The 25314-nt window shown below is 44.3% G+C and carries 26 protein-coding genes and 1 tRNA gene; 25 read left to right on the top strand and 2 right to left on the bottom strand.

Features of this window, described 5'->3' with window-relative positions:
• The first annotated feature begins 358 nt into the window (after positions 1–358).
• From noc to AC4G47_RS30365, 5 genes are all read left to right on the top strand, one after another.
• Positions 359–1177 carry a nucleoid occlusion protein gene (gene noc, locus AC4G47_RS30385; RefSeq protein WP_062836524.1) on the top strand — a complete coding sequence of 273 codons (819 nt, stop codon included), beginning with the start codon at positions 359–361 and terminating at the stop codon, positions 1175–1177.
• 186 nt (positions 1178–1363) lie between these two features.
• Complete coding sequence (locus AC4G47_RS30380; RefSeq protein ID WP_024629525.1) at positions 1364–2125, top strand: ParA family protein; 762 nt, start codon at positions 1364–1366, stop codon at positions 2123–2125.
• Positions 2118–2963 carry a ParB/RepB/Spo0J family partition protein gene (locus AC4G47_RS30375; protein ID WP_491104252.1) on the top strand — a complete coding sequence of 282 codons (846 nt, stop codon included), beginning with the start codon at positions 2118–2120 and terminating at the stop codon, positions 2961–2963. The genes AC4G47_RS30380 and AC4G47_RS30375 overlap by 8 nt, the downstream gene beginning before the upstream one ends.
• Positions 2964–3124: 161 nt before the next feature.
• Positions 3125–4279, top strand: coding sequence for an aminotransferase class V-fold PLP-dependent enzyme (locus tag AC4G47_RS30370; RefSeq protein WP_491104251.1), 1155 nt, complete (start codon positions 3125–3127; stop codon positions 4277–4279).
• 138 nt (positions 4280–4417) lie between these two features.
• On the top strand, positions 4418–4918 hold the full coding sequence (locus tag AC4G47_RS30365) for a DUF4446 family protein (protein ID WP_307540945.1): 501 nt from the start codon (positions 4418–4420) through the stop codon (positions 4916–4918).
• Here the strand turns inward: AC4G47_RS30365 and yyaC are convergent.
• Complete coding sequence (gene yyaC / locus AC4G47_RS30360) at positions 4893–5498, bottom strand: spore protease YyaC (RefSeq protein WP_036611957.1); 606 nt, start codon at positions 5496–5498, stop codon at positions 4893–4895. The genes AC4G47_RS30365 and yyaC overlap by 26 nt on opposite strands.
• A 117-nt stretch (positions 5499–5615) precedes the next feature.
• Between yyaC and AC4G47_RS30355 the strand changes: the two genes are divergently transcribed.
• The 4 genes from AC4G47_RS30355 to AC4G47_RS30340 all read left to right on the top strand — a co-directional run bounded on the left by AC4G47_RS30355 (position 5616) and on the right by AC4G47_RS30340 (position 7228).
• Positions 5616–5879 (top strand): putative Se/S carrier protein, encoded by a 264-nt coding sequence (locus tag AC4G47_RS30355; protein WP_017691427.1) that lies wholly within the window; start codon positions 5616–5618, stop codon positions 5877–5879.
• Between the two features lie 14 nt (positions 5880–5893).
• Positions 5894–6835 (top strand): mechanosensitive ion channel family protein, encoded by a 942-nt coding sequence (locus AC4G47_RS30350; protein WP_491104249.1) that lies wholly within the window; start codon positions 5894–5896, stop codon positions 6833–6835.
• Positions 6825–7034, top strand: coding sequence for a DUF951 domain-containing protein (locus AC4G47_RS30345; RefSeq protein ID WP_036611950.1), 210 nt, complete (start codon positions 6825–6827; stop codon positions 7032–7034). Before AC4G47_RS30350 ends, AC4G47_RS30345 begins: the two co-directional genes overlap by 11 nt.
• Before the next feature lie 103 nt (positions 7035–7137).
• Positions 7138–7228 (top strand) — tRNA-Ser (locus tag AC4G47_RS30340).
• A gap of 381 nt (positions 7229–7609) precedes the next feature.
• Here the strand turns inward: AC4G47_RS30340 and AC4G47_RS30335 are convergent.
• The gene (locus tag AC4G47_RS30335) at positions 7610–7804 is read right to left on the bottom strand and encodes a YjzC family protein (protein ID WP_376038182.1); all 195 of its coding nucleotides are present in this window, start codon (positions 7802–7804) and stop codon (positions 7610–7612) included.
• Between the two features lie 202 nt (positions 7805–8006).
• Between AC4G47_RS30335 and rpsF the strand changes: the two genes are divergently transcribed.
• From rpsF to AC4G47_RS30255, 16 genes are all read left to right on the top strand, one after another.
• Positions 8007–8300 (top strand): 30S ribosomal protein S6, encoded by a 294-nt coding sequence (rpsF, locus tag AC4G47_RS30330; protein WP_036611944.1) that lies wholly within the window; start codon positions 8007–8009, stop codon positions 8298–8300.
• 48 nt (positions 8301–8348) lie between these two features.
• A complete protein-coding gene (ssb, locus tag AC4G47_RS30325) occupies positions 8349–8834 on the top strand; it encodes a single-stranded DNA-binding protein (RefSeq protein ID WP_017691432.1) in 486 nt (161 codons plus the stop codon).
• A 56-nt stretch (positions 8835–8890) separates the two neighbouring features.
• Positions 8891–9163 carry a 30S ribosomal protein S18 gene (gene rpsR, locus AC4G47_RS30320; RefSeq protein WP_017691433.1) on the top strand — a complete coding sequence of 91 codons (273 nt, stop codon included), beginning with the start codon at positions 8891–8893 and terminating at the stop codon, positions 9161–9163.
• Between the two features lie 217 nt (positions 9164–9380).
• On the top strand, positions 9381–9974 hold the full coding sequence (locus AC4G47_RS30315; RefSeq protein ID WP_491104245.1) for a M15 family metallopeptidase: 594 nt from the start codon (positions 9381–9383) through the stop codon (positions 9972–9974).
• 729 nt (positions 9975–10703) lie between these two features.
• Positions 10704–11702, top strand: a complete 999-nt coding sequence (locus tag AC4G47_RS30310) for an ABC transporter ATP-binding protein (RefSeq protein ID WP_458124774.1) — start codon at positions 10704–10706, stop codon at positions 11700–11702.
• A 4-nt stretch (positions 11703–11706) separates the two neighbouring features.
• Positions 11707–12639 (top strand): ABC transporter ATP-binding protein, encoded by a 933-nt coding sequence (locus AC4G47_RS30305; protein WP_491104243.1) that lies wholly within the window; start codon positions 11707–11709, stop codon positions 12637–12639.
• A gap of 7 nt (positions 12640–12646) precedes the next feature.
• Entirely contained in the window at positions 12647–13609 is a 963-nt protein-coding gene (gene opp4B, locus AC4G47_RS30300; RefSeq protein WP_036611942.1) for an oligopeptide ABC transporter permease, read from the top strand.
• Between the two features lie 29 nt (positions 13610–13638).
• On the top strand, positions 13639–14544 hold the full coding sequence (locus AC4G47_RS30295) for an ABC transporter permease (RefSeq protein WP_491104241.1): 906 nt from the start codon (positions 13639–13641) through the stop codon (positions 14542–14544).
• A gap of 18 nt (positions 14545–14562) precedes the next feature.
• Positions 14563–16389: an oligopeptide ABC transporter substrate-binding protein gene (locus AC4G47_RS30290; RefSeq protein ID WP_491104240.1), complete on the top strand. Its 1827-nt coding sequence runs from the start codon at positions 14563–14565 to the stop codon at positions 16387–16389.
• Positions 16390–16693: 304 nt separating this feature from the next.
• Positions 16694–17587: a D-alanyl-D-alanine carboxypeptidase family protein gene (locus AC4G47_RS30285; protein ID WP_491104239.1), complete on the top strand. Its 894-nt coding sequence runs from the start codon at positions 16694–16696 to the stop codon at positions 17585–17587.
• 122 nt (positions 17588–17709) lie between these two features.
• Complete coding sequence (locus AC4G47_RS30280; RefSeq protein ID WP_491104238.1) at positions 17710–20127, top strand: S9 family peptidase; 2418 nt, start codon at positions 17710–17712, stop codon at positions 20125–20127.
• A 229-nt stretch (positions 20128–20356) separates the two neighbouring features.
• A complete protein-coding gene (locus AC4G47_RS30275) occupies positions 20357–21943 on the top strand; it encodes an MFS transporter (protein ID WP_458124768.1) in 1587 nt (528 codons plus the stop codon).
• Positions 21944–22186: 243 nt separating this feature from the next.
• Positions 22187–23221 (top strand): LCP family protein, encoded by a 1035-nt coding sequence (locus AC4G47_RS30270; RefSeq protein WP_458124767.1) that lies wholly within the window; start codon positions 22187–22189, stop codon positions 23219–23221.
• 174 nt (positions 23222–23395) lie between these two features.
• Positions 23396–23821, top strand: a complete 426-nt coding sequence (locus tag AC4G47_RS30265) for a CBS domain-containing protein (RefSeq protein ID WP_062836539.1) — start codon at positions 23396–23398, stop codon at positions 23819–23821.
• 264 nt (positions 23822–24085) lie between these two features.
• Positions 24086–24388, top strand: a complete 303-nt coding sequence (locus tag AC4G47_RS30260; RefSeq protein WP_017691445.1) for a MazG-like family protein — start codon at positions 24086–24088, stop codon at positions 24386–24388.
• A 5-nt stretch (positions 24389–24393) separates the two neighbouring features.
• Complete coding sequence (locus AC4G47_RS30255) at positions 24394–25305, top strand: DUF2232 domain-containing protein (protein WP_458124766.1); 912 nt, start codon at positions 24394–24396, stop codon at positions 25303–25305.
• Positions 25306–25314 lie beyond the last annotated feature (9 nt).

Genomic DNA, 25314 nt, shown 5'->3' with positions numbered 1-25314 from the left:
GTAATGATAAATTTAACGCATAGTAGCTCATGAACATTTTAAGAAATTGAATGTGTACAAGTCGTCATATTCCCAATATTCACAAAGAAAAAGCAGGAAAATTAGCAGAGTTTAAAGAATAGGTAAGCATAGGATTATGATAGAAAAGATGATAGAATAGAAGTATCCGATCCTGGGTTACAGTGATCATAGAGTTTATGTATAGATAGATGGATATGCGTTCAATGTTGCATGACAGGAAGCGTTATGAAAGGCAAAACTTATTCCAAGAACGATGCATGTGAAGGGTCGCTTATTGAATAAGAAGCACCTGCAAAGACTGTGGGAGCTATTACGAAACTAGGTGGTAATCTGCGGAATGAAAGAACAATTTTCGAAGTTGTTTGGTTTGGCGGAGCGCAATAACGGAGATGAGATCAAACAGATTCCGGTTAATGAAATTGTGAGCAGCCCATATCAACCCCGTACTATTTTTGATGATGATAAAATTGATGAGTTGTTGCAGACGATCAAAACACATGGTGTAATTCAGCCTATTGTCGTTCGCGTGCGAAATGGATCATATGAGATTATTGCCGGGGAACGTCGCTGGCGTGCAGTTCGAAAATTGGGTTTGGATACGATTCCGGCTATTGTACGTGAATTCAACGATTCTCAGGCCGCATCTATTGCACTGATTGAGAACTTGCAGCGTGAAGGATTGACTTCAATTGAAGAAGCCGTTGCTTATCAGAAGCTGATCGACTTGCATCAACTGACACAGGAGAGTCTTGCACAACGACTTGGCAAAAGCCAGTCAACCATCGCCAACAAAATTCGGTTGTTACAGCTCCCGGAAGGCATTAAGGCCGCTTTGATGGAACGCAAAATTTCTGAACGGCATGCAAGAGCATTACTTTCTCTCGATACGGAAGAACTGCAGATGAAGTTGCTCGGTGAGATTATCGAAAAAGAATTGAATGTGAAACAGACTGAGGCGCGTGTTGCGTTCTACAAGGAATCTTCCAAGATCAAAAAGTCAAAACGCGTTTCCTTTACCAAGGATGTAAGACTCGCACTTAATACGATTCGCCAATCCATTGATATGGTAACTGGCTCTGGTCTGGATATCAAAACAAAAGAAGCAGACCATGAGGATCATTATGAGATCGTTATCCATATTCCAAAACGCAAATAATTGAAGCTTATGACGGCAATGAGCCGCTTTTTATGTCTATAAAGCAAGTTAGGTCTGAAATTTTAAAGAGCGGTATACGGATGGAACGGTAGTTGTTGTTTGTGTGGACGATAGCCACCTGCTTTTTGTTAACAATATATCTCACAACCTACAGAAAAGACTCCTATTTTATTTGAGGTGAAGTAATTGTCTAAGATTATGGCCGTAGCAAATCAAAAGGGCGGTGTGGGGAAAACGACGACATCTGTTAACTTGGGTGCAGGACTGGCTTCACTCGGGAAAAGAGTATTGCTTGTCGATATTGACCCTCAGGGGAATACAACCAGCGGAGTCGGAATCAATAAAGCAGATGTGGCTAATTGTATATATGATGTCATTATTAATGAGGTTCCTCCTCAAGAAGCGATTGTGGAGACTCAGATTGAAGGCCTTCATATCATACCTGCAACGATTCAGCTTGCCGGAGCAGAGATCGAATTGGTGTCCACGATATCACGGGAAGTCCGCCTGAAAAAATCACTCGCCATGGTGAAAAAAAACTATGATTACATACTGATCGATTGCCCACCATCCCTTGGTATGTTGACGATCAATTCGTTGACCGCTTCCGATTCGGTGATCATTCCGATTCAGTGTGAGTATTATGCACTTGAAGGATTAAGCCAATTGCTTAATACAGTTCGTCTGGTACAGAAACATCTGAATACATCCCTGCAGATTGAAGGGGTATTGCTGACGATGTTTGATGCACGGACCAATCTGGGGATCCAGGTTATTGAAGAAGTGAAAAAGTATTTTCAACAAAAAGTATATCAAACGATTATTCCGCGTAACGTACGGCTTAGCGAAGCACCATCTCATGGTCAATCCATTATCACGTATGACCCTCGGTCAAGAGGGGCGGAAGTGTATTTAGAGCTCGCAAAGGAAGTGATTTCTTATGAGTAAGCGGCTTGGAAAAGGTCTTGATGCCCTCATTCCTTCGCTTTCAATTAATGACGATGATAAAGTCGTAGAAATCCCGATTAGTCAACTGCGGGCTAACCCTTATCAACCACGTAAGGTATTTGATGAAGGTGCAATACATGAACTGGCTGAGTCCATTCGGCAGCATGGTGTCATACAACCTATTATTGTTCGTCCTGTTTTAAGAGGTTACGAGATTATTGCCGGAGAACGAAGGTTCAGAGCATCGCAATATTGTGGGAATGCGACAGTACCCGCTGTAGTCCGCAACTTCAGTGACCAGCAGGTAATGGAGATTGCGTTGATCGAGAATCTGCAACGGGAGAATCTGAATGCCATGGAAGTTGCAGTTGCTTATCAGGGGTTAATGGACCAATTCGCGTTGACTCAGGAAGAGTTATCTGTAAAAGTAGGTAAATCACGTTCTCACATTGCTAACTTCTTGCGTCTGTTATCATTGCCCGAAGAAGTAAAAGACCATGTTTCACGTGGAACATTATCTATGGGACATGCTCGTGCGATCGTGGGTGTGAAAGATGAAGTCGTGGTGAAGCAACTTGCCAAACAAACCATTGATCAGCAATGGAGTGTACGTGAGTTGGAGGAAGCTGTTCAACAACTGGATCGCTCCAAAACAGGTGAGGCTAAAGCTAAATCGAAGTTGAAAAAGAAAGATCCATTCATCGATACGGTGGAAGAATCTCTGCGTGAACGTTTCAAAACAACAGTGAAAATCAAGCACAATAAAGATAAAGGTAAAATTGAGCTCAACTACTACAGTCAAAAGGATCTAGAGCGGCTATTGGAATTGTTGCAATAATAGTCGGATCGATGATTCATTAACAACATGCGGGGCTTACTCATGTCATGACATATCGCCTCTGTACCATGGAGAAACGATATGTCATTCTTTGTTTACAGGGTGATCTATGCAATACGTGCAGGTGAATAACTAATTTATGGGACAGAGGTGGTTATGAGGTGGAGGGAATTATCTATCTGGATCATGCAGCAACATCTTGGCCCAAACCACCTGCTGTCGGTGAAGCTATGTTGAGTGCATTGGAGATTGCAGGGGCCAATCCCGGCAGAGGAAGTCACCGGATGGCTGTTCAGGCAAGTCGTGTACTCTTCGAGGCCAGAAGATCCATATCTGATATGTTTGGCATCAAGAATGCGAATGATGTTGCATTTGGATCAAATACGACAGAAGCTCTGAATCTGGCTATTCAAGGTTTGCTTAGCGAAGGCGATCATGTCATTGCTACCATGGCTGAACATAATTCAGTCAGACGACCACTAGAGTATATGCGCAGATCGCGAAATGTAGAGATTGATTATGTACCTGTAAACACTGCGGGAGCCATCGATTTGGTGCAAATGGAACGTATGTTTCGTTCAAATACCAGGTTGGTGGTCTGTACACACAGTTCCAATCTGCTTGGCAGTATTCTTCCTATTGGAGAAGTATCGCTCCTATGCCGTAAACATCGGGCGATCTTACTAGTAGATGCGGCTCAGAGCGCTGGGGTTATGCCTGTGAATGTGCAACAATTGGGCATCGATATGCTGGCTTTTCCAGGGCACAAGGGACTGCTTGGTCCTCAGGGAACAGGTGGCCTGTACATTGCGCCTGAGCTGGATGTGCAGCCTTTGCTTCATGGGGGAACAGGAAGCCAGTCAGAAGCTCTGGAGCAGCCCAAGGTACGTCCTGATCGGTATGAGGCGGGAACACCCAATACTGTCGGGATTGCAGGGCTGAATGCGGGTGTGAAACATGTGCTTGAGATGACACCGGCGTTCATCTACCAACACGAGTGGGAACTGACCCAACATATGATGGATGGGCTATCTTCCGTTAAAGGCATTCGGATGCTAGGTCCGGAGATGGGACAGCCCCGTACCGGGTTAGTATCTTTTACTGTGGAAGGGTATGATTCGGCACAACTTGCTTTCCGATTAGACCGGAATTATGGCATTGCAGTTCGCTCCGGTTTTCATTGCACACCGCTTGCTCACGAATCTGCTGGCACAACCGCTACCGGAGCGGTAAGGGCTAGTGTGGGATACAACTCTACAAGAGAACATGTGGATTCGCTCGTTAAGGCAGTGTTGGAATTGACAGGGGCAGACTAGATTAGAGTTAAAATGACGTATTTATTTGACGCAGCACTGCATGATTAAGCTTTTGAATATCGGGTTGATTAATAATGAATGATAGTATTATAGACAGACGTAATCTGATCAAAAATATAGAGGGGTAGTTGCACTTACATGGCTGAATTAAACGAGCTGATTCTGGAACAGCTGTTATGGATTATTGGCGGAATGGCATTACTTACAGTGATCTTGCTGATTGTAAGTATTGCTCAAGGGGCAAAGTTACGAAAGTTTAAACGTAAATATGAAGCCATGATGGCTGGCAGTGGAGTGGAGGACCTAGAATCGTTGTTGATTAATCTGAAAATTCAGATGGACAGCATTGAGGATGAACACAAACTGCAAACGAATCAGCTGCAAGTTGTCATGCAAAAGCTGACCCGCATTCAAGGTAAAGTTGGCGTGAAAAGATACAATGCTTATGGAGAGCGTGGCAGTGATCTGAGCTTCTCGATGGCCATGATTAACGATAGCCAAGATGGGATGATCCTTACGGGGATATATAACCGTGACGGTTCTTATGTATATGCAAAACCTCTTAAAGGGGGAGAGTCCACATACACTCTGTCCCCAGAGGAAAAGGAAGCTATTACTCTGGCACAGCAAGCAGAGTAGAACGTGTGTGCCATTCCCGAATGGCCGAATACAGACTGCTGGATATAATCTCAGACATGCGCATGACGAGACTAAGCCGTGTGTTCTGTAAGACAAAGTATTCCATAAAGCCGCCGACGTTAACGATACCTGTCAGATGGATATCGCCGACCGGCGGTAATTCTTTATTTACCCCTGCACCGGGTTTGAGTGGGCCATTCACGACTTGAATGCATCCTACACTGGATGACTGACCAAGACAGGCATCAATCCCAATCACATAAGGGTTATGGTGTGTTTTCTGTATGTTGTGGAGTGTGTCCTGCAGGTTCATCGCATGGACTGGTTCATCCAAGGTACCATACAGATGAAATAAAGGGCTGTCCCACTTGGAAAGTGCAGATCCGACCAGAGGACCAAGACAGTCGCCTGTTGAGCGATCTGTGCCGATGCAGACGATCACTACATTTTGCAGAGAATGGGCTTTATAGAGATGGAACATTAAACGATGGGTAATGGCTGAGTGAATGCCTGGATCGGTATGGGGGATTTTCAAACTGGTCATGTCTTGTGATGAAAAGGAACGCGAAGTAGGATTCATAGGATCTATCCTTTCCCTTGGAATAGTAGTAACAGTATATGGAAAGGTAGAGCGTTTTATACTTCACGAGGACAAGCTTTTTCTCAAGGGTTGGACGTATGGTGAAAGGAGCCGGACATGGACGAATGGATTAACGATTGGATGCTGATAGCGTTTGATTCAACCCAGCAGGCACTGCGTGCTGAAATGCTGCTGGAGTTTGCCGAGATAGAGATCGATTTGTTCCCTACGCCAAAAGAAATTACAGCAGGTTGTGCTCTATGTATCCAGTTTCCAAAAGAGGATCTGGAGCGAGTGCAGAAGATCATTCGTAACGAGTTCGTAGAGATCCGAGGCCTCTATTTCAAAACAGAAGACAGCTATGATAACATACCGATGTAGAGGAGAGATGAAGGATGTTGCCATTTCAGTTAGCTCAAGGGGCTGGTGGGGGCGGTACGGCAGCGGCTGTTGATGAAGCTCTTCGTTGGACGGATAAAGTCTGGAACAAAATCGCAGATCCTGATATGTGGCTTAATATTATGTTCAGCTCAATCCGTATTATCATTATTTTTATCATCACCCGTATTGTCATTAAGGTTGTGTTTCGAATTATAGATCGTTCCATGGAACGTAAGCAGGAAGGTAAGATTCGCGTAAATCCGCGCAGATTCGTAACTGTAGGGGAACTGTTGAAAAATGCGACCTCCATAACATGTAATTTTATTATGATTCTGCTACTGTTATCAGAGATCAATATCCAAGTTGGACCGCTGCTGGCGAGTGCCGGTGTGCTCGGACTTGCCATTGGTTTTGGTGCACAGGGTCTGGTTAAGGATGTTATTACGGGTTTCTTCATTATATTAGAGGATCAATTCGCGGTGGGGGATGTTATTCAGACGGGGACCTACAAGGGAACGGTTGAGGTGATCGGACTCAGAACAACCAAACTGGTCAGCTGGCAAGGTGAGGTGCATATTATCCCGAACGGGGCGATTGCAAGTGTAACGAACTACTCCATGTCCAATTCGCTAGCTGTAGTGGATATTCCGATGAAGGCAGATATGAGTCTGGATGAGTCTGTACACCTGGTGAAACAATCCTTAGTTGGGATCGAGGAACGTGATCTGAATATTGTGAAGGTGCCGGATGTGCTCGGTATTCAGTCGATGTCTACATCAGAGTATGTGGTAAGAATTGTGGCTGAATGTATGCCTAACTCTCGTGCTTCGGTGGAACGTCAGATTCAGGGCGATGTGAAAAAAACACTGGAGTATCATGAGATGAGCAATCAGGCAGCATTGGAACAGGCAGTAGCTCTGGAGAAAGATGAGGGGGATGGCACTGGTGGAGCGTAAAAGTTTCCAACTTGGGGATATCGTGCAGATGAAGAAGCAACATCCCTGTGGCAGTAATGAAATGGAGATCATTCGAATGGGAATGGACATTCGGATCAAGTGTGTTGGATGTAAACACAGTGTGTTGATTCCAAGAGCGAAATTTGAAAAAAACATGAAAAAGGTATTGCGCTCAGCCGAAGATTCTACAGAATCCTAACGTCACCATATTTCAGGATGTAGTGCTCGTAATAACGTTTACATGCAGGCCCCGCATGGGTGTTGCGTTCTGTAAATGATCATGCTATAATCAATATTGCTGCGGAAAGGTACCCAAGAGGCCCAAGGGGGCTGACTCGAAATCAGTTAGGCGTGTCACAGCGTGCGTGGGTTCGAATCCCACCCTTTCCGCCACTTCAATTACAATTTACTCAATTCATGTTGAGTTTAATAAAAGATCGTTAAGAAGACCTTCCATCAGGAAGGTCTTTTTTTGTTTAACCTTGGATAAAAACAAAGAGCCCCGAAGGGCTCTCTGTCCGGCGGTGCATTTGTTTGTTAGGAAACAATCGGTCGTAACAATCAGAAACTTGGTATACTGCACGTAGCAATACGCGTGCTTCAGACGAAGGGCCTTACAACACACAACCACTTGCTTCTTAAATTACGTGATGAATCTCCAACAGCGAATGATCGGCTTCGTTGTCCAACGGAACCACACCTCTCTCGTGCACCGCCTGATTGTATTATGTTCTTTATTCCGGTTTATATACATGGAGCTGAAAAAAACTTTGATTAGTGGACGCGGGCTTTGGTCAGCTTCTTCCACTTGCGATTATGATTGCTTGTCTCGGGAAAAGCTTCGCCCTTTTGTAGCGTTACTCGTTTTGGATTGTTAATCTCAGTGTGAAAACTTTTTTCGCCAACCTCGGTATACTCCCCATCGTTTGGGGCTTTGTCTCCTGGTTCAAATTCAGTTCTTTCACCCATGATATAACCTCCTCCGTAAAGTGTATTTCGTCGTTGCTTCTGTAGTGTGCTCTATAGCTGTCGTGATCATGTGCCAATATGTACAGGAAACGTTTGCTTGCAACTTGGCTCAGTATTTGTTATATTAATATAGTTCGAGTTTGTGCTCGTTCCTTGCTCTCAACATAGATTGAGGGCCAGAGTCCATAAGGAGGTGAAAATTATGCGCAAATATGAAGTGATGTACATTATTCGTCCTGACATTGAGCAAGAAGTTGTTCAAGCTACAGTCGATAAATTCCAAGGCATCATCTCCAACGGCGGTGGTGAAGTTACAGCTCACGACGTTATGGGTAAACGCCGTCTTGCGTATGAGATCAAGAAATTCCGTGATGGTTTTTATGTTCTGGTACACTTCACTGCTGAACCAGCAGTTGTAACTGAACTTGAGCGTCTCATGAAGATTTCTGACGAAGTAATTCGTTATCTCATTACTAACGACGTTAAGTCTGCTTAAGACAACTCGTGATTAACGCACCAATACGCTCTGAAGGAGGGGATTACATTGTTGAACCGTGTCATTCTGATCGGCCGGTTAACCCGGGATCCTGAGTTGCGTTACACTCCAGCAGGAGTAGCAGTTACGCAATTTACTTTGGCAGTGGACAGACCGTTTACAAGCCAAGGGGGAGAAAAGGAAGCCGATTTCATTCCGGTCGTAACCTGGAGACAGCTTGCCGAGACCTGTGCGAACTACTTGCGCAAAGGACGCCTGGCTGCAGTCGAAGGACGCATTCAAGTACGGAACTACGAGAATAACGAAGGAAAACGTGTATACGTGACCGAAGTCATTGCCGATAATGTCCGTTTCTTGGAGTCAGCTAACCGTGATAATAGCGGTGGCGGCGGTGGGCAACCAATGCGTGAAGAGCCTTCTTATGGAGGCGGCGGACGCGCGAACAATAACAATAATTCGCGTAGCAACAATCAGGATCCTTTTTCCGATGACGGAAAACCGATTGATATATCGGATGATGATTTGCCATTTTAACATGAACTGATACTCTTAGGAGATATGGGTTACATGATAGGAAAGGACTGAAAAGCATGGGCTTCAAGCAAAGAGAAGGCGGAGACAACGATAAAAGACCGGCACGTCGTGGCGGCCGTAATAAACGTCGTAAAGTGTGCTTCTTCACAGCTAACAAAATTACTCACATCGATTATAAAGATACGGACTTGCTTCGTAAATTTATCAGCGAACGTGGAAAAATTTTGCCACGCCGTGTAACAGGTACTAGCGCTAAATATCAACGCATGCTGACGATTGCAATCAAACGCTCCCGTCAAATCGCATTATTGCCATACACAACTGAGTAGTTTTTACTCAGCTTGCATACGAAGCAGTCGGCTTATAGCCGGCTGCTTTTTTGTATGTATAAATAGAAATAACATGTCCACTCTAACCAATGAAAGAATTCAATACTGATGGTGATGGAAGCATTTAAGGCTCAAATGAATTATAATAGAGTCTAATCTACTGAAAAGATCCAGGCAGAGGAATGGCTGTCATTCAGAATAAACACCAGGAGTGGATATGAATACTTCAAAACGTAAAAGCAAACAGAAAAAAAATAAAAGTTTGAAAACCTGGATTATAGCTACTCTTATACTTTCCATTATATATGTATGGTTACAACAAAAAGGTGATATCGATAACATGTGGCCAGTGACACCGATCCAAGATGCTGTGCCAATTACGGGTCTTCACCCTGTAGTGGCAGAGAATGAGGAATTATTGGTACGCAAGGCAGCCAGACGTGGAATAGAGATCGTTATAACCCACGGTTACCGAAGTTCCGATGAGCAAGATGCATTGTTTAACCAAGGACGCTCAAGTGCAGGCAATATCGTTACTAATGCACGTGGCGGTGAGTCATATCATAACTATGGTTTAGCGATTGATTTTGCACTAAGAACGCCTGAAGGTGATGTGGTATGGGATATGGAACGGGATGATAACGGGAATGGCAAGGCAGACTGGATGGAAGTTGTGGAACTCGCGAAAGAGTTAGGTTTCACGTGGGGCGGTGACTGGGCTAACTTCCCAGATTATCCTCACTTACAGATGGATTTTGGTCTCAGTATCAATGAGTTAAAACGTGGTAAAAGACCTCCAGATACTCAGTAAAAAGGTATTATATATACACTTATATGAATAAATATTAGAAAAGCTCTGCATTTTGCAGGGCTTTTTTCTTTCTTTTGTAAAATAAATGATAAAAGATTACAATTTGGTCTTTACATTAGCAAATAAATGAAACTATACTATAATAACTAGATTTTTTACTTTAGTCGTACTAATTATATCAATTATAACAGTAAGGACTCCAATTGAATAGAGTTAAGCTATCGTTCGAGAATAGTTAACACTCAAAGATGTAACATTTACCTCACATTAATTTAGAGATTCCTACACTCAATTTCAATATATACGTATACATCTAATGTAACTATTATGTAAGGTGTGTGTTGAAACGATCAATTGATCATATATACCTCCCAGCTAAAAGTAGGATAAGATCTCTTAAACCCCTTGCCAAATGCCTTTATAACATTACTAATATCCAAATCTGTAGGATAAAAAACATTTTACCAAAAATCTCAAAATAAGCATTGACGTTAGCTAAAATTACACGTATGATTACATTAATTATTTTTCATTATAATTCCGCTAGGAATTATCAACATTAATTGACCATTGGTCTAAATAGACGTCTCTTAAACGTGATTCTCCTAAAGATTTGGTATTTTGTATAAGCTATTGTTCGTTATCTTCAAGAACTTGGTAATATACAGAAGATGCATTCTTCTACACACGAACACAATCTACGGAAATTATGGGGTTAGGGTGATTGATTTGAATACAGAGTTATTGGAAGTCAGAAATCTAACAACATCATTCAGAATTGAAGATGACTATTACGCAGCAGTGGATCACGTTAACCTAACGGTGAAGAAAAATGAAGTGTTGGCGATTGTAGGCGAATCCGGGTCAGGTAAAAGCGCTTTTGCATTCTCTCTTATGGGTTTGCATAACAAAGCAAAAATTGAAGGCCAGATTCTCTATAAAGGACAGGACATTGCCAACATCTCCCCAAACAAGTTGAATAAGCTACGCGGTAAAGAAATGGCCATGATTTTTCAGGACCCATTGTCCGCACTAAATCCTCTAATGATTATTGGTGAACAGATTGAAGAGATCCTCACACTTCATCAGTCCAAGCTTTCTTCCAGAGAGAAGAGAGAAAAGGTTATTCACTTATTGAATCAGGTAGGGATTCCACGTCCCGAACAAATATACAAGCAGTATCCCCACGAATTATCTGGTGGTATGAGACAGAGAATTGTCATCGCCATCGCGATTGCCAACAAACCGGAACTACTTATAGCCGATGAACCCACGACGGCGCTTGACGTTACGATTCAACTACAGATTCTGGAACTGATCCGTGATCTGAAGAATGAGATTAACGCAGGCATTATTCTGATTACACATGATCTGGGTGTTGTGGCTGAGATGGCAGATCGCGTGGCAGTTATGTATGCAGGTGAAATTGTTGAAATCGCAGATATCTTCACGTTGATGAATGATGCGAAGCATCCGTATACACGTTCACTGTTGAACTCTATCCCTACCCTATCTGAAGAAAGATCTAAATTGCATGTTATCCAAGGCATCGTGCCTTCACTCAAAAATCTTCCTCGCAAAGGGTGCCGATTCAAGGCCCGAATTCCATGGATTAGTGATTCGGCTCATGAAGAGAACCCACAGATGCATGAAATTGCACCAGGTCACTATGTACGTTGTACCTGTTACCAGCACTTTCATTTTCCTGACCAAGCTGAGGAGGAATAACATAATGGCATTACTCGAAGTAGAAGGACTCAAGATACACTTTCCGATTCGCGGTGGATTGCTCAAACGGGAAATTGGCAGTGTAAAGGCTGTTGATGATGTTAGCTTTTCCATTGAACAAGGACAGACCTATGGTTTGGTTGGCGAATCCGGTTCGGGCAAGACGACAACAGGCAGAGCCATTATTGGGCTAAATCATGTCACTGATGGAAAGATCCTGTTTAACGGTAAAAATCTCGCTACAGAGCGACGGAAGAACAGGCAGCTTCAGCGGGATGTACAAATGATCTTTCAAGATCCATATTCATCACTGAATCCCAAGAAGCGTGTTATTGATATCATCGCTGAGCCATTTCGAAACTACGAGCGTTTGACGGCTACCGAGGAGAAAAGACAAGTAAGAGAATTACTTGAAAAGGTTGGCCTTAGTCCAGAGTCAATCTACAAGTATCCGCATGAATTCTCAGGGGGACAGCGTCAGCGGATCGGCATTGCACGTGCTATTGCATTGAAACCGAAACTGATTATCGCTGATGAACCTGTATCTGCACTGGATGTATCGGTACAGGCTCAGGTCCTTAACTTCATGCAGGAAATTCAAAAAGAACTTAATCTGACATATCTGTTCATCAGTCATGATCTGGGCATTATCCGCCATATGTGTGATGAGATTGGAATTATGTATAAAGGTCGATATGTGGAACAGGGCACAACGAATGATATTTTTGAAAATCCGCAACACATCTATACCAAACGTCTTATTGCAGCCATTCCGGATATGGACCCAACCAAACGAGAGGAAATGGTAGCCTTCCGTCAACAGGTCAAATCCGAGTATGAACAATCATACCGAAATTTCTTTGATGAGGAAGGGCTTGCATACTCGCTCAAATCCATTTCCGCTACTCACCGAGTAGCTCTACCTCAGAAAGGTTGAAGGCCATATGTGGAAAACGATAGTACGCAGAATTATCATAATGATTCCTCAGATCTTTTTACTAAGTCTTTTGGTCTTTCTGATGGCCAAGGCCATGCCGGGAGATGCGCTAACCGGACTCCTTGATCCAAGCGTTGATCCAAAAGCATTAGAAGCCCAGCGAGAGAGACTGGGATTGAATAATCCTTGGTACGTGCAGTATTGGGACTGGATCAAAAATGCCATACAAGGTGATTTTGGACAATCCTTCCGTTTCAAAATGCCAGTTACTGATCTGATTGGTCAACGTGTAGCAAACACATTCTGGCTTGCACTGGCGACACTTGTACTGACATACCTGATCGCGATTCCACTGGGTATCATCAGTGGTCGTTACAACGATACATGGTCTGATCGGTTGATCACCGGCTACACTTACCTGGGCTTTGCTGCACCATTGTTCATCTTCGCATTGGTGATGGTATGGATCTTCGGTTTCCACTTCGGTTGGTTCCCGACAGGCGGAAGTGTTGCGCCTGGACTTACACCGGGCACCTTCAGTTACGTAATGAGTAAGTTCTATCATCTGTTATTACCGGCACTATCCATGGCATTGATTACAACGGTATCTACCGTTCAATATTTGCGTAGTGAAATCATCGATATCAAGCATAAGGAATTCGTTATTACAGCGAGAGCCAAGGGTGCCTCGGAATCCCGGATCTATAACAGACATATCTTGAGGAACTCGCTACTACCTATCGCCGCATTCTTCGGATATGAGATTACAGGACTTATCGGAGGTACGGTATTTATCGAAAGCATATTCAGTTATCCAGGTATGGGGCAGTTGTTCCTGAGTTCCATCTCATTGCGTGATTTCAGCGTTGTGACTGCACTCGTATTGTTGTATGGCGTAGCTTCTATTCTCGGGGCATTGCTGTCTGACATAATTCTAGGAATTGTAGATCCACGTATACGGATCAAGTAAGAACTTGAAGATTTCGGGGTGAAAACAAGATGAGCAAGGCCAACGAGGTAGTTGTAACTTCACAAAAAGTTGATAAAAGCCCCTCCAGCTTGAGTATTGTATGGCGGGAGCTTGTCAGAGATAAGGTGGCACTAATCTCGCTCATTTTCTTGGGCTTGGTCATGTTGCTGGTATATGGTACGTCGCTCATTCTGAACCAGGATGATATCGTACGCGTGGATCTGTTTGCCTTATATGAACCGCCTTCTGCACAATATTGGCTTGGAACGGACTATGGAGGCCGAGATGTATTCGGCCAACTTGTCATCGGTACACGTAACTCGCTGAGCATTGGGATTATCGTTACGTTAATGACTGGCTTCATAGGTATCTTAATTGGCCTTTTATCCGGTTATTTCGGTGGAATGATTGACAACCTGTTCATGCGTGTTGTTGATTTCTTCATGATCCTTCCGATGTTGATGATTGTTATCGCGTTTGTTACAGCAGTACCGAAATACAATATCATCTCGTTCTCTCTAATCATGACGGCATTTCTCTGGATGGGTATTGCCAGATTGATTCGCTCCAAAGCATTACAGGAACGGGAACTGGACTATGTAAAAGCTTCAAAAACATTGGGCTCTTCTCATTTGAAGATTATGCTCTCACAGGTTCTTCCGAATCTGAGCTCCATCATCATCGTAACGATGACATTGAATCTCGCTGCCAACATTGGCCTCGAATCCGGGCTGTCTTTCCTGGGATTTGGTTTTCCCGAAAGTACACCTAGTCTTGGAACACTCGTAAGCTACGCACGTAATCCGCAAACCCTGGAATCCAGATGGTGGATATGGCTACCCGCATCGGTGCTGATCTTGGTATTGATGTTGAGTATAAATAATGTCGGTCAAGCCCTAAAGCGTGCGACTGATGCAAGACAAAGAAGAGGTTAAAAAAGGGAGGAAAGGTTCATGAAAAAGGGATTATTTTCACGGGGACTATTTTTCACAATGATGCTGGTCTTTGTATTGGTGCTTGCAGCATGCTCGGAGAAAGAAGCAGCTACTCCAGCTCCAGCTACAAACACAGAAGAGGGAAAAACAGAGGAAAAACCTGCTAATGAAGAGGGCGTTTACTCCATCGATGACTTCAACAATGTCAAAACGAATGAAGGTACTGCGATCGAAGGTGGTTCGATTACATTCGGACTTGTATCGGATACTGCTTTTGAAGGGACACTGAACTACAATTTTTATTCCGGTAACCCGGATGTACAGGTTCTTCAATGGTTTGATGAAGGCTTGCTGACTTGGGATAAAGACTATGTATATACCAACGATGGTGCAGCAACGTATGAGACATCTGAAGATGGCAAAACGTTCACACTGACCATTCGTGACAATGTAAATTGGCATGATGGTAAACCGGTAACGGCTGAAGATCTGCAATTCGCTTATGAAGTAATCGGTAACAAAGCGTATGATGGTCCACGTTATGATTCCAACTTCACTAGTGTAGTTGGTATGGACGAATATCATGCTGGAACAGCAAAAACAATCTCTGGTATTAAAGTGCTGAGCGACAAACAAATCAGCATTACGTATAAAGAATCCACACCGTCCCTGCTGACAGGTGGCGTATGGACGTATCCACTGGCTAAACATATCTTCGGAGATATGGATGTAGCCAAAATGTCTTCTTCCAAAGAAGTACGTGAAAAACCAATTGGTTTTGGTCCATTTAAAGTGGATGTCATCACTCCGGGTGAGTCTGTAACTTATGTTAAAAACGAAGACTACTGGCGTGGAGCTCCAAAACTGGACAAAGTGACTCTGAAAGTTATCAACCCGACAACGGTTGTTCAAGAACTGAAATCTGGCGGGGTAGACCTCGTGGATGCATTCCCGACAGATCAATATAAAGACAATGCAAACCTGTCCAACGTAGAATTCCTGGGCGCAATCGATCGTGCTTATACGTACATCGGCTTCAAACTGGGTACGTGGGATGAAGAGAACGGAAAAGTTAAAAGTAATGCCGAAGCAAAAATGGGCGACAAAAACTTGCGTAAAGCAATGTGGATGGCTGTAGATAATGACCAAGTAGGTAAACGTTTCTACAACGGTCTGCGCTGGAATGCAACAACTCTGATTCCACCATCTCACCCAGAATTCCATGATTCCAGTAATCCGGGTGTAACGTATGATCCAGAAGCAGCGAAAGCTTTGCTTGATGAAGCTGGGTACAAACTGGATGGTGAATTCCGTACCAATCCGGATGGAACACCACTCGAAATTAACTTTGTGTCTATGACTGGTGGCGACACTGCTGAACCATTGGCTCGATACTACGTTCAATCTTGGGCAGCTATCGGTTTGAAAGTAAACCTTGAAATGGTTGAGTTCAACAGCTTCTATGACCGTGTAGGTAACACAGGTAAAGATGATCCGAACATTGATGTATATCAAGCCGCATGGGGCGTTGGTATTGACGTAGATCCGTCTGGCTTGTATGGCCGCGATGCACTCTACAACTTCTCCAGATTCTCCAGCGAAGAGAATGACAAATTGCTGGCACAAGGTATCTCTGCTGAGGCCTTTGATGTAGACAAGCGTAAAGAAATCTACAATCAATGGCAGCAGTACATGGTAGATGAAGTTCCCGTATTCCCTACACTGTATCGTGCAGTTGTAGCACCGGTTAACAAACGTGTAATGAACTATGCGATTGGTGATGGAACAGGCGTTTACCTGAGCGACCTGCAAGTTAATGCAGACAAAGCACTTGTAGCTGAGTAATCCTTCTAAGTTGGCATCTATCTCTAAGTGTCCAAATTGGAAGAAAAGGTTACCTGAAACAGCTTAACACCGATTAAGGATTGGGGTCCTTTAAGATGTCGGTTGCTAGATTATAGTAAAGAATTCTCTTGCGAGAATGAACAAAAGTGTCTTTAAAAACATGAATTCTGTACACTCTAGCATGGGTGTATGGGGTTCATGTTTTTTTTGTAACCAAAAAATAAAAAAAATTTAACTTTTTTTCTAAAAAGTGCAGACAAAATGCCTCTTCACTTCGTCTATATAGGTAAGAGGTGATCATCTTATGAAAAAAAAATGGTGGAAACGTGCAGGTATGCTGCTGGCTCTGCTGCTCATTATATATTTGGGTGTGAAACCGGACATGCTGGTAGGCAAACCGGGAATTAAAGCTGAATCTGCTGTCTTAATGGATATGAACTCCGAACAGGTCTTAATGGATTTTAACGGCTCCCAAGAGATTGCTCCGGCAGGCGTCAGTAAGTTGATGACAGAACTACTTGTGATGGAAGCCGTGATTAATGGAGATATAAGGTGGGACGATCTTGTTAATGTGAGTCTATATGCCAGTTCCGTGGGTGGCAGTCAATTGACCTTGAAACAAGGAGAGCAATTCACCGTTCAGGAGTTGTTCCAGGTCGTAGCTGTCTATTCAGCAAACGATGCAGCGGTTGCTCTTGCCGAACATATTAGTGGTACAGAGCAGAATTTTGTTCAGCAGATGAATCAGAAAGCAACTCAGATCGGACTGTCTGAAGATACACAATTCACGAATTCAACGGGCCTCAGTGAAAAGTTGCTTGGTCCTAACCGTCCGATGGAAATACAAGGGCAGACCTTAATGACGGCTATCGATGCATGCAAGCTTGCACGATATCTGCTGAGTAACCATCCCGAGATCCTAAAAGTTTCTAGCCAAATGCAAGTATCAATGCATCAAAAAGGAATGTACATGAGCAACACGAACTGGATGTTGTCCTCCATTGGTGGGCCGTATGCTTACGATGGGAATGACGGATTGAAGACCGGGTATGATGAAGATTCAGGATATCATTTTGTTGGGACAGCTGAACGTGATGGCAAAAGACTGATTTCAGTTGTATTTGGAACAGACACTCGTGAGGGACGTTTTATCGAGACTCGTAAGCTGCTCAATTATGGGTTTTCCGGTTCAAAATAACAGGGTGAACATGGACGTCATCAAGGAGATTCTTCTCGCTGTTAACTTATGGTTAATCATGGTAAAATGACTTACGTATAATTCCATATTATTCTGTAATTCACTTTAAAGGGGGAAATTCTTTGAACGCAATTAGCAAAAAGGTATACGCTCTCACGCTTACCATGGCTATGTCTATTGCTCTGATTCAACCAGCCGTACAGGCGGCAGAAGACGTAAAACCTACAGCTGCTGTATCGGAAGCCATTGCTTCCAAGGCGACAGAGACACTACAGCAACTAGGATACATAGATGAAATCACTGAGTTAACGACTCCGATCACTCGTGCGGAGGCAGCGATCATTCTGCAACGTGTACTTCAATTGGATACGCCTACGTCACTTACAGGTTTTGCAGATGTCTTGCCCGAGAACGAAGCTGCGCCTGCGATCTACGCCCTGAAGCAAGGTGGACTCATTCAAGGGAAAGCCAAGGGCTATGCTCCGGATGCTCCACTTACACGTGCACAGATGGCATCGTTGTTCACACGTGCATTCGAACTGAAGGATAATGGAATCCAGGTAGTATACAGTGATGCCGATCAGATTCCAGCTGTGCATGCAAATGACGCTGCACGGGTTAAACAGCATTTTATTATCGAAGGTAGCGCATTTAATGCCAAACAATCGGTGACTCATGGTGAATTCGCAGATGCGCTGTATCTCGCACTCGGGCTGGATGTGAAGTCAGAGGGCCTTACACCGCTGGAGGACTTTTTCAAACAGCCTGCTCAGGCAGGGTTCCAGATGTCACCGGACGGTAAACACCTCGCACACCTGGAGCCGTGGAATAACCGCATGAATATCGTAGTTACCGCAACCGGTCAGGATAAACCTGTACGCATTACGAACGAAACAGAACGCAATATCGCAGGATTTGCGTGGGCAACCAATGACAAGTTGCTCTATGTACAAGATAAGGCGGGGGATGAAAATTACCATATATATGTCACGGATATCGATGGTAAGAACAGCAAGGATCTGACGCTGTATCCTAACACAAGAGCCATCTTGGTAGATCCACTTGAGAATATTCCGGATGAAATTCTGGTAGGCATGAATAAGCGTGATCCGCGAATCTTTGATGTGTACCGTATTAACATTAAGACGGGAGAAGCTGTACTTGCGGCAGAGAACCCAGGCAATATTACGGGCTGGCTAACTGACCATGAGGGAAAAATTCGTGTGGCTGTGTCCAGTGATGGTAATGTGTCTTCGTTACTGTATCGGGAGTCAGAGGATCAGAAGTTCGAGCCACTACTGACGACGAAACTCGGGGAAACCTTTGCTCCAGTGATGTTCACGTATGACAACAAAAATATCTATGCGGTCTCCAACTTGGAGCGGGACAAAACGGCGATTGTAGAGTACAGTCCAAGCAGCAAGAAGGTAACCAAAACAATCTATGAAAATAAAGATGTGGATGTAAGCAGCTTTATCCCTTCCAAAGATAAGGGGACCATTCTCGCTGCAGTATATGAGACAGATAAAGTGAATTATGAATTCTTCGATCAAGAGTTCAGAACGTTAATGCAGGATATCAAAGCGAAAGTGCCAGGTAAGGAAGTTAGTATCAGTAGCATAAGCGAGGAAGGCCAGGTACTGTTTGTAGCCTATAACGACAAAACGATGGGCACGTATTATTTCTATGATTCCAAAGCAGGCAAACTCGATAAACTGGCTGATGCCGCACCTTGGATTGATGAGAGCAAAATGTCGGATATGAAGCCTATTACGTATAAGTCACGTGATGGTCTGACTCTTCATGGTTACCTGACACTGCCTCAAGGAGCGGAAGCTTCCAACTTGCCACTGGTTGTTGTTCCACATGGTGGTCCCTGGGCTCGTGATTCATGGGGCTTCAATCCTGAGATTCAATTCCTTGCAAGCCGTGGCTATGCCGTACTACAGGTGAATTTCCGCGGTTCCACGGGATACGGCAAAGAATTCCTGGATGCAGGTAATAAAGAGTGGGGCAAAGCCATGCAGAATGACCTCACAGACGGCGTGAACTGGCTGGTTGAAGAGGGAACGGTTGATCCGAAGCGCGTAGCGATCTATGGTGGATCCTACGGCGGATATGCTGCTCTAGCGGGACTGGCATTCACACCGGATGTCTACGCTGCAGGAATTAGCTATGTGGGTCCTTCCAATATCTTCACCCTTTTGGACTCACTGCCACCTTACTGGGAGTCGGAGCGCAGCCTGTTCTATGAACGTGTAGGGGATCCCGAGAAAGATAAAGAATTGTTAACGGCGATTTCACCACTATTCCACATCGATCAGATGAAGGCCCCATTATTCGTGGTTCAGGGCGCTAATGATCCACGTGTCAAACAAGCCGAGTCCGATCAGATCGTCGAAGCATTACGCAAACGCGGAGTCGATGTACCGTATATGTTAAAGACCAATGAAGGTCATGGCTTCGCGAACGTCGAGAATCAGCTTGATCTGTACCGTGCGATTGAGAAATTCCTGAATCGTCATCTGATGCAGCCATAGTACGTTAGACATAAGGACTGTCCCGCAGGTTTTCCCGAACCTGCGGGCAGCTTTATTTTATCGGATCAGAGGGAAATTGAACCAGACAACCATATTATTAAATTGACATATGGATTTCTTTTGTTTTAAAATGACCAATGAGTCATTATTGTTCGATTCGGCTTAATATATATGTACCAAACCTACTGTACGATACTGAATTTAAGATCTAATCGGGAGGTAACATGTGATGCAAAAACAAATGAAATGGCCGTTGATCCTGTTTGCCATAGGGGTATTCATGGCAGCGCTGGATAACGGGATCATCACCTCTTCACTGACCACCTTAAATGCATCGTTTGGTGTGTCGCCAACATGGGGGGCGTGGACAATTACGCTCTACACGCTTGGGCTTGCGGTGAGTGTTCCTATTGCAGGCAAGCTATCAGACCGTTATGGTCGCAAGAAACTGTTTTTGATCGAAGTGGCGTTGTTCGGGATCGGGTCGCTGCTGGTCGCGCTAAGCACATCGTTTACCTTCTTCCTGATTGCTCGTGTCATTCAAGCTTTGGGCGGCGGGGGGATATTTATCATAGCCAGCTCATACGTACTAAGCAAGTTCCCGGCGGAGCGTCAAGGTACAGCCTTGGGTCTGCTCGGAGGCATGAATGGTGTTGCCGCCATTTTGGGGCCCAATGTCGGTGCTTTTATACTGGACATTACGGGCAACTGGCATTGGTTATTCCTGATCAACGTGCCTATCGCCATTCTGCTATTCATTGCAGGTATTCGATTTATTCATGAAGAGCAGGAATTGAATCGTGCAGCAGTGGACTGGAGCGGTATCGCTGTCTTGACGTTAGGTGTACTCAGTTTAATGTTTAGCTTCAGCAATCTGGACGGTGTGAACATGCTTCAAAGCCTGGGATCACCGATGTTCTATGGCTTCTTCTTGGCAGGTGTGATCATTCTGGTGCTCTTTTACTTTATGGAAAAAAGACTGGAAGGATCTGAACGTGAACCTGTTGTATCGACGCAACTTCTGGGCATCGCGTCCTTTCGCTGGACGCTTCTAATTGCCTTTTTCTCCGGAGCTATTCTTGCTTCGGTGATCTTTATTCCAGGTTTTGTTGAGCAATATCTCGGCGTATCCAATACAGCTTCCGGGTACTGGTTTACTCCGCTCGCGCTGGCATCCGGTATCGGGGCTGGTGGTGGCGGCTACCTCGTTGACCGCAAAGGACCGATCTGGACATTATCCGTTGCAGGCCTGTTATCTGCGATTGGATTCCTGCTGTTCCCACTATGGGTGGAGCATATCTGGCAATTTGTTATTGCAAGTACGCTCGTAGGTATCGGCTTCGGCATGATGCTCGGTGCGCCAGTAAACGTACTTGTCACGGAACAGGCGGGAGAGAACAACAAAGGCATCGCGGTAGCGACCAGTTCGTTATTCCGCCAGATGGCTATGGCTATTGCGCCTACCATTTTTGCCGGATTCCTGGCACGTTCTTTTACTAATCTGGGATCCAACATTCAGACAGGGTTCGCTGATAAAGGGATTCAGGTGCCGCCCGAGATGCTGGAGCAATATGCGTCGGGCGGATCATCCGGAAGTGATGTATCCAGTCTGACAGAGGGCCTGTCCCAAATTCCTGATGAAGGTATCCGTGATGTGTTGCTCCAGGCAGTGCATCAAACGACAGGTCAGGGTTACAATGGACTTTTCTGGTCTGCGGTCGTATTCAGTGTGCTTACGCTGGTGGCTGCGCTTATAACGGGACGTCTGCGTCAAAAAGAGAAGATCCTTGATGTGGAAAGTGTATCCACGAAATGATTTGATGCGTGTGGAAATCAAGAGAACAGTGTACCTTTTGTAACTAAAAAAGGAGTCACTGTTCTTTTCACTTTAACCGGATTGTAACTTTTCATCTTCCCGCAATGATTACAATAGAACGAGCGTAAGCGGTGTCTTAATTCCAGAGAGAGAAAACTTCAGAGAACACCGAGTCACAAGTCATCCCAGGCGTTTAATTGGTATTATGGATTATCATTTTGATAGTGAAGAAGGAATTAATGGATGAAAAGCAGAACTAAAGATAAGAAGAAGAAAAGAAGAAAAGGCCTATATATAACGCTCGTTTCGCTTGTTGTTTTGTTGATTGGGGGTTATTTGTTCCGTCAACAGCTGGCTGTAGCGGCATTTGATCTGTTTCTCGCCGGTTCGGTAGAAGATCAGTTATCCCGCTCTTATGTACCGCAGGAAGGCAACAATACGCCTGATCCAACGGTATATCGCAAGGAACCTTTCTCTGTATTACTACTGGGTTCGGACAAACGCGCCTATGAGAAGACGCGTGGACGTTCCGATACCGTCATCTATGCTGTAGTTCGTCCCAAGGAATCCCGTGTGCTTCTGGTATCCATTCCACGTGACACGTATGTGCAGATTGTGGGACGGGATGCGAACAAAGACGGCGAAGATGATTATGATAAGCTGGCGCATGCCTATGCTTTCGGTGGAGAGAATATGTCCATCAATACGGTGGAGAAATTTCTTGATGCCGATGTAGGATACTATGCAACGATCAACTTCGACGGGATCAAAAAAGTGGTTGATGCGCTTGGTGGTGTGAAACTGCCGATTGATGAGGACATTGTAAACAAAGATCCGAATCATGTGCAATTCACGATTGAAGGTGGCAAGCCGATTTATGACGGGCAGGAAGCACTGTATTATGTAAGATACCGTGAAGATAGCGATTTTAATCGTACCAAACGGCAGCAGATTTTCCTGAACGCAATGGCGAATGAAATGTTGAATTTGAACCAAATTGCCAAAATCCCGGAACTGATTCAGATCATGGGAGACAGCTTCCAGACGGATATGCGAGCTTCTTTCATTATTGATCTGGCCAAACAGGTGCTTACTCAGGAGAAACCGCAGATTTCAAGCTTCACCATTCTGGGTGAGGGGATGAAAAAAGACGGTATCTATTATGGTCAGGCTGACGAGAAAGATGTCCAATATGCCAAAGAGCTGATTAACAACTGGATGGATCAATCGACCCCAGCCGGTGAAGTAATGATCCCTGACCGGCAAATGATTGAATAACCAACTCCATACCAATGGTTTGTTGTAGACCATAATCAGCAGTACGTTTATTTGCGGGCTGCTGTTTTTTTCTTTGTAGAGGTTGTTTTGGAACATCATCCGTTCTGATCCGTATAATATAAGTTGAGCGAGATAAGTTGAACGAAGAAATTCACAAGGAGGATACGTAAGGGTATGAACATTGCATTTTTTTTGCTGCCCAAACAAGAGGTTACGTGCGTGACGTCGGATTCTACGCTGCGGCAAACGTTGGAACGGATGGAATATCATCGGTTTACGGCGGTGCCCATTTTGAATAAGGAAGGCAAATATATTGGTACGGTTACCGAAGGCGACTTACTGTGGTATATGAAGAATGCCGAGGGAAAGATTTCATTTGAAAACGCTTCAAAATTCTTGCTCAAAGACGTTCCGCTTCGCCTGGATATTAAGCCCGTATCCATTGACGCCAATATGGAAGACCTGATTAACTTGGCCAAAGTTCAGAACTTTGTTCCTGTGGTCGATGATATGGAGCGTTTCATTGGTATTGTCAGACGGAGTCAGATTATTGAGTACTGCGAGGGTATTGTGGCCAAAGAATCGATTAAAGCCAAGTAAGCCCTAACGAATTTAAACATTATTGTGACAGCAGGGATAATCACAGCCGTCCGGTATCATGTTAAACTTAAGAAGTCCTTTACCAAGGGTGTATTCGAAGTTTTATACAAATATATATGTGGATTGGATGTACGGAGGACTCCGCATAAGTACCTGAGATCAGTTTTGGAGAACTTCTCCGCTTTTTGGGGTAATTTTGCGGGCCCTCTTTTTATGTTATAATCGAGAATAAAGCTTTTTCGGGGGAGAGTGACTTTCGCCAATATGCCTAAAGAACTGGATGTAGCCAAACGCGCTAAAGTGATTGAATGGCTTAAAACCGAAGTACTTGATCAGGTATCCCGATTATTCAAGGCGTTATGGGAAGGCAGTACAACTCGAATCGGGGATAGTCTTGCCAGTTTAATCATGAGTAGTTACATATTGGGCCGCAGGCTCGGTATTCCTTTCAAGGATCTGGATGCACTGCTTGTGGAGAAGTTGAAAAAGCATAAACAGGAAGGTCACCAGCTTGAAGACTGGTACCAGGATATTTCCGCGCTAGAAGATCATATGCGTAAGAGGTGAATTTGTTGAAATTTAGCTTTAAATCAGCTGTTTGGAGCGCAGTCTATCTGCTCCTGCTACTTTCGCTGTTAACTCCTTTATCGGTACTTGCCATATTTTTTATGATGATTCCGGGAGTTATTTTGTATGCTTCATTATCTTTAAAGTCATTTATATGGCATCTCGTGCCCGTGGCCGTTATTTTGGTCATATTCCATCCTATTTATCTGTTACTATTGCTCATCTTTACCCTGCCTGCGATCGTTATGGGTCACGCGTATAAAAAACGGAAGTCAGCCCTGTTCACGCTTATGGCGGGGAGTGGCGCGATGCTGGCAGAATACTTGTTGTTGCTCTTGGTCGGCAGTGTCATTTTCCAATTCGACCTGTCCAGCTATATTGAAGATGTGGTCAGACTGACCATCGAACCGTTAACGAATACATCCAACCAGATGATCAACGGGTTCGCATGGACGCCTGAGATGACAGCGGATGTGGCCAAACAAACGCAGCTTATGATTCCTTTTGCACTGGTTGTGACATCGATGGTAATGGCCTTTATCACACACGTCATTGCTCGTCCGATCCTGAATGTTATGGGTGTAGCTGTATCGAAGCTTCCACCAGCGAGAGAGTGGCGTATGCCGCGTGCACTGATCTGGTATTATTTCCTCGCACTGTTGATTGAGGTCATCTCCAGACAGAGTGATGGAACATACTGGACCATGATTGCCATGAATCTATCGCCTTTAATTAATCTGGGCTTCATGATTCAAGCGATCGGTTTCTTCTTCTTTCTCTCACATACAAAGAAATGGAATCCGGTTATACCGTATTTCCTTGCGGTTGCGGTCTTCTTCATTGGTCCGCTTCGGATTATCGGAATTATCGATCTGGCGTTCCCGCTTCGTGAGGCAATATCGAAATCAAAACGATAGGGTGATGAG

This window comes from Paenibacillus sp. Negev47 (genome assembly GCF_058313655.1).
This window is presented reverse-complemented; position numbering and strand designations above follow the sequence as displayed.

Excerpts from the sequence above, each read along its gene's own strand:
- noc (WP_062836524.1), top strand. The coding sequence starts at position 359 with ATGAAAGAACAATTTTCGAAGTTGTTTGGTTTGGCGGAGCGCAATAAC.
- AC4G47_RS30375 (WP_491104252.1), top strand. The coding sequence starts at position 2,118 with ATGAGTAAGCGGCTTGGAAAAGGTCTTGATGCCCTCATTCCTTCGCTT.
- AC4G47_RS30365 (WP_307540945.1), top strand. The coding sequence starts at position 4,418 with ATGGCTGAATTAAACGAGCTGATTCTGGAACAGCTGTTATGGATTATT.
- yyaC (WP_036611957.1), bottom strand. The coding sequence starts at position 5,498 with ATGAATCCTACTTCGCGTTCCTTTTCATCACAAGACATGACCAGTTTG.
- AC4G47_RS30355 (WP_017691427.1), top strand. The coding sequence starts at position 5,616 with ATGGACGAATGGATTAACGATTGGATGCTGATAGCGTTTGATTCAACC.
- AC4G47_RS30350 (WP_491104249.1), top strand. The coding sequence starts at position 5,894 with ATGTTGCCATTTCAGTTAGCTCAAGGGGCTGGTGGGGGCGGTACGGCA.
- AC4G47_RS30335 (WP_376038182.1), bottom strand. The coding sequence starts at position 7,804 with ATGGGTGAAAGAACTGAATTTGAACCAGGAGACAAAGCCCCAAACGAT.
- rpsF (WP_036611944.1), top strand. The coding sequence starts at position 8,007 with ATGCGCAAATATGAAGTGATGTACATTATTCGTCCTGACATTGAGCAA.
- rpsR (WP_017691433.1), top strand. The coding sequence starts at position 8,891 with ATGGGCTTCAAGCAAAGAGAAGGCGGAGACAACGATAAAAGACCGGCA.
- AC4G47_RS30315 (WP_491104245.1), top strand. The coding sequence starts at position 9,381 with ATGAATACTTCAAAACGTAAAAGCAAACAGAAAAAAAATAAAAGTTTG.
- AC4G47_RS30305 (WP_491104243.1), top strand. The coding sequence starts at position 11,707 with ATGGCATTACTCGAAGTAGAAGGACTCAAGATACACTTTCCGATTCGC.
- opp4B (WP_036611942.1), top strand. The coding sequence starts at position 12,647 with ATGTGGAAAACGATAGTACGCAGAATTATCATAATGATTCCTCAGATC.
- AC4G47_RS30295 (WP_491104241.1), top strand. The coding sequence starts at position 13,639 with ATGAGCAAGGCCAACGAGGTAGTTGTAACTTCACAAAAAGTTGATAAA.
- AC4G47_RS30290 (WP_491104240.1), top strand. The coding sequence starts at position 14,563 with ATGAAAAAGGGATTATTTTCACGGGGACTATTTTTCACAATGATGCTG.
- AC4G47_RS30285 (WP_491104239.1), top strand. The coding sequence starts at position 16,694 with ATGAAAAAAAAATGGTGGAAACGTGCAGGTATGCTGCTGGCTCTGCTG.
- AC4G47_RS30275 (WP_458124768.1), top strand. The coding sequence starts at position 20,357 with ATGCAAAAACAAATGAAATGGCCGTTGATCCTGTTTGCCATAGGGGTA.
- AC4G47_RS30270 (WP_458124767.1), top strand. The coding sequence starts at position 22,187 with ATGAAAAGCAGAACTAAAGATAAGAAGAAGAAAAGAAGAAAAGGCCTA.
- AC4G47_RS30265 (WP_062836539.1), top strand. The coding sequence starts at position 23,396 with ATGAACATTGCATTTTTTTTGCTGCCCAAACAAGAGGTTACGTGCGTG.
- AC4G47_RS30260 (WP_017691445.1), top strand. The coding sequence starts at position 24,086 with ATGCCTAAAGAACTGGATGTAGCCAAACGCGCTAAAGTGATTGAATGG.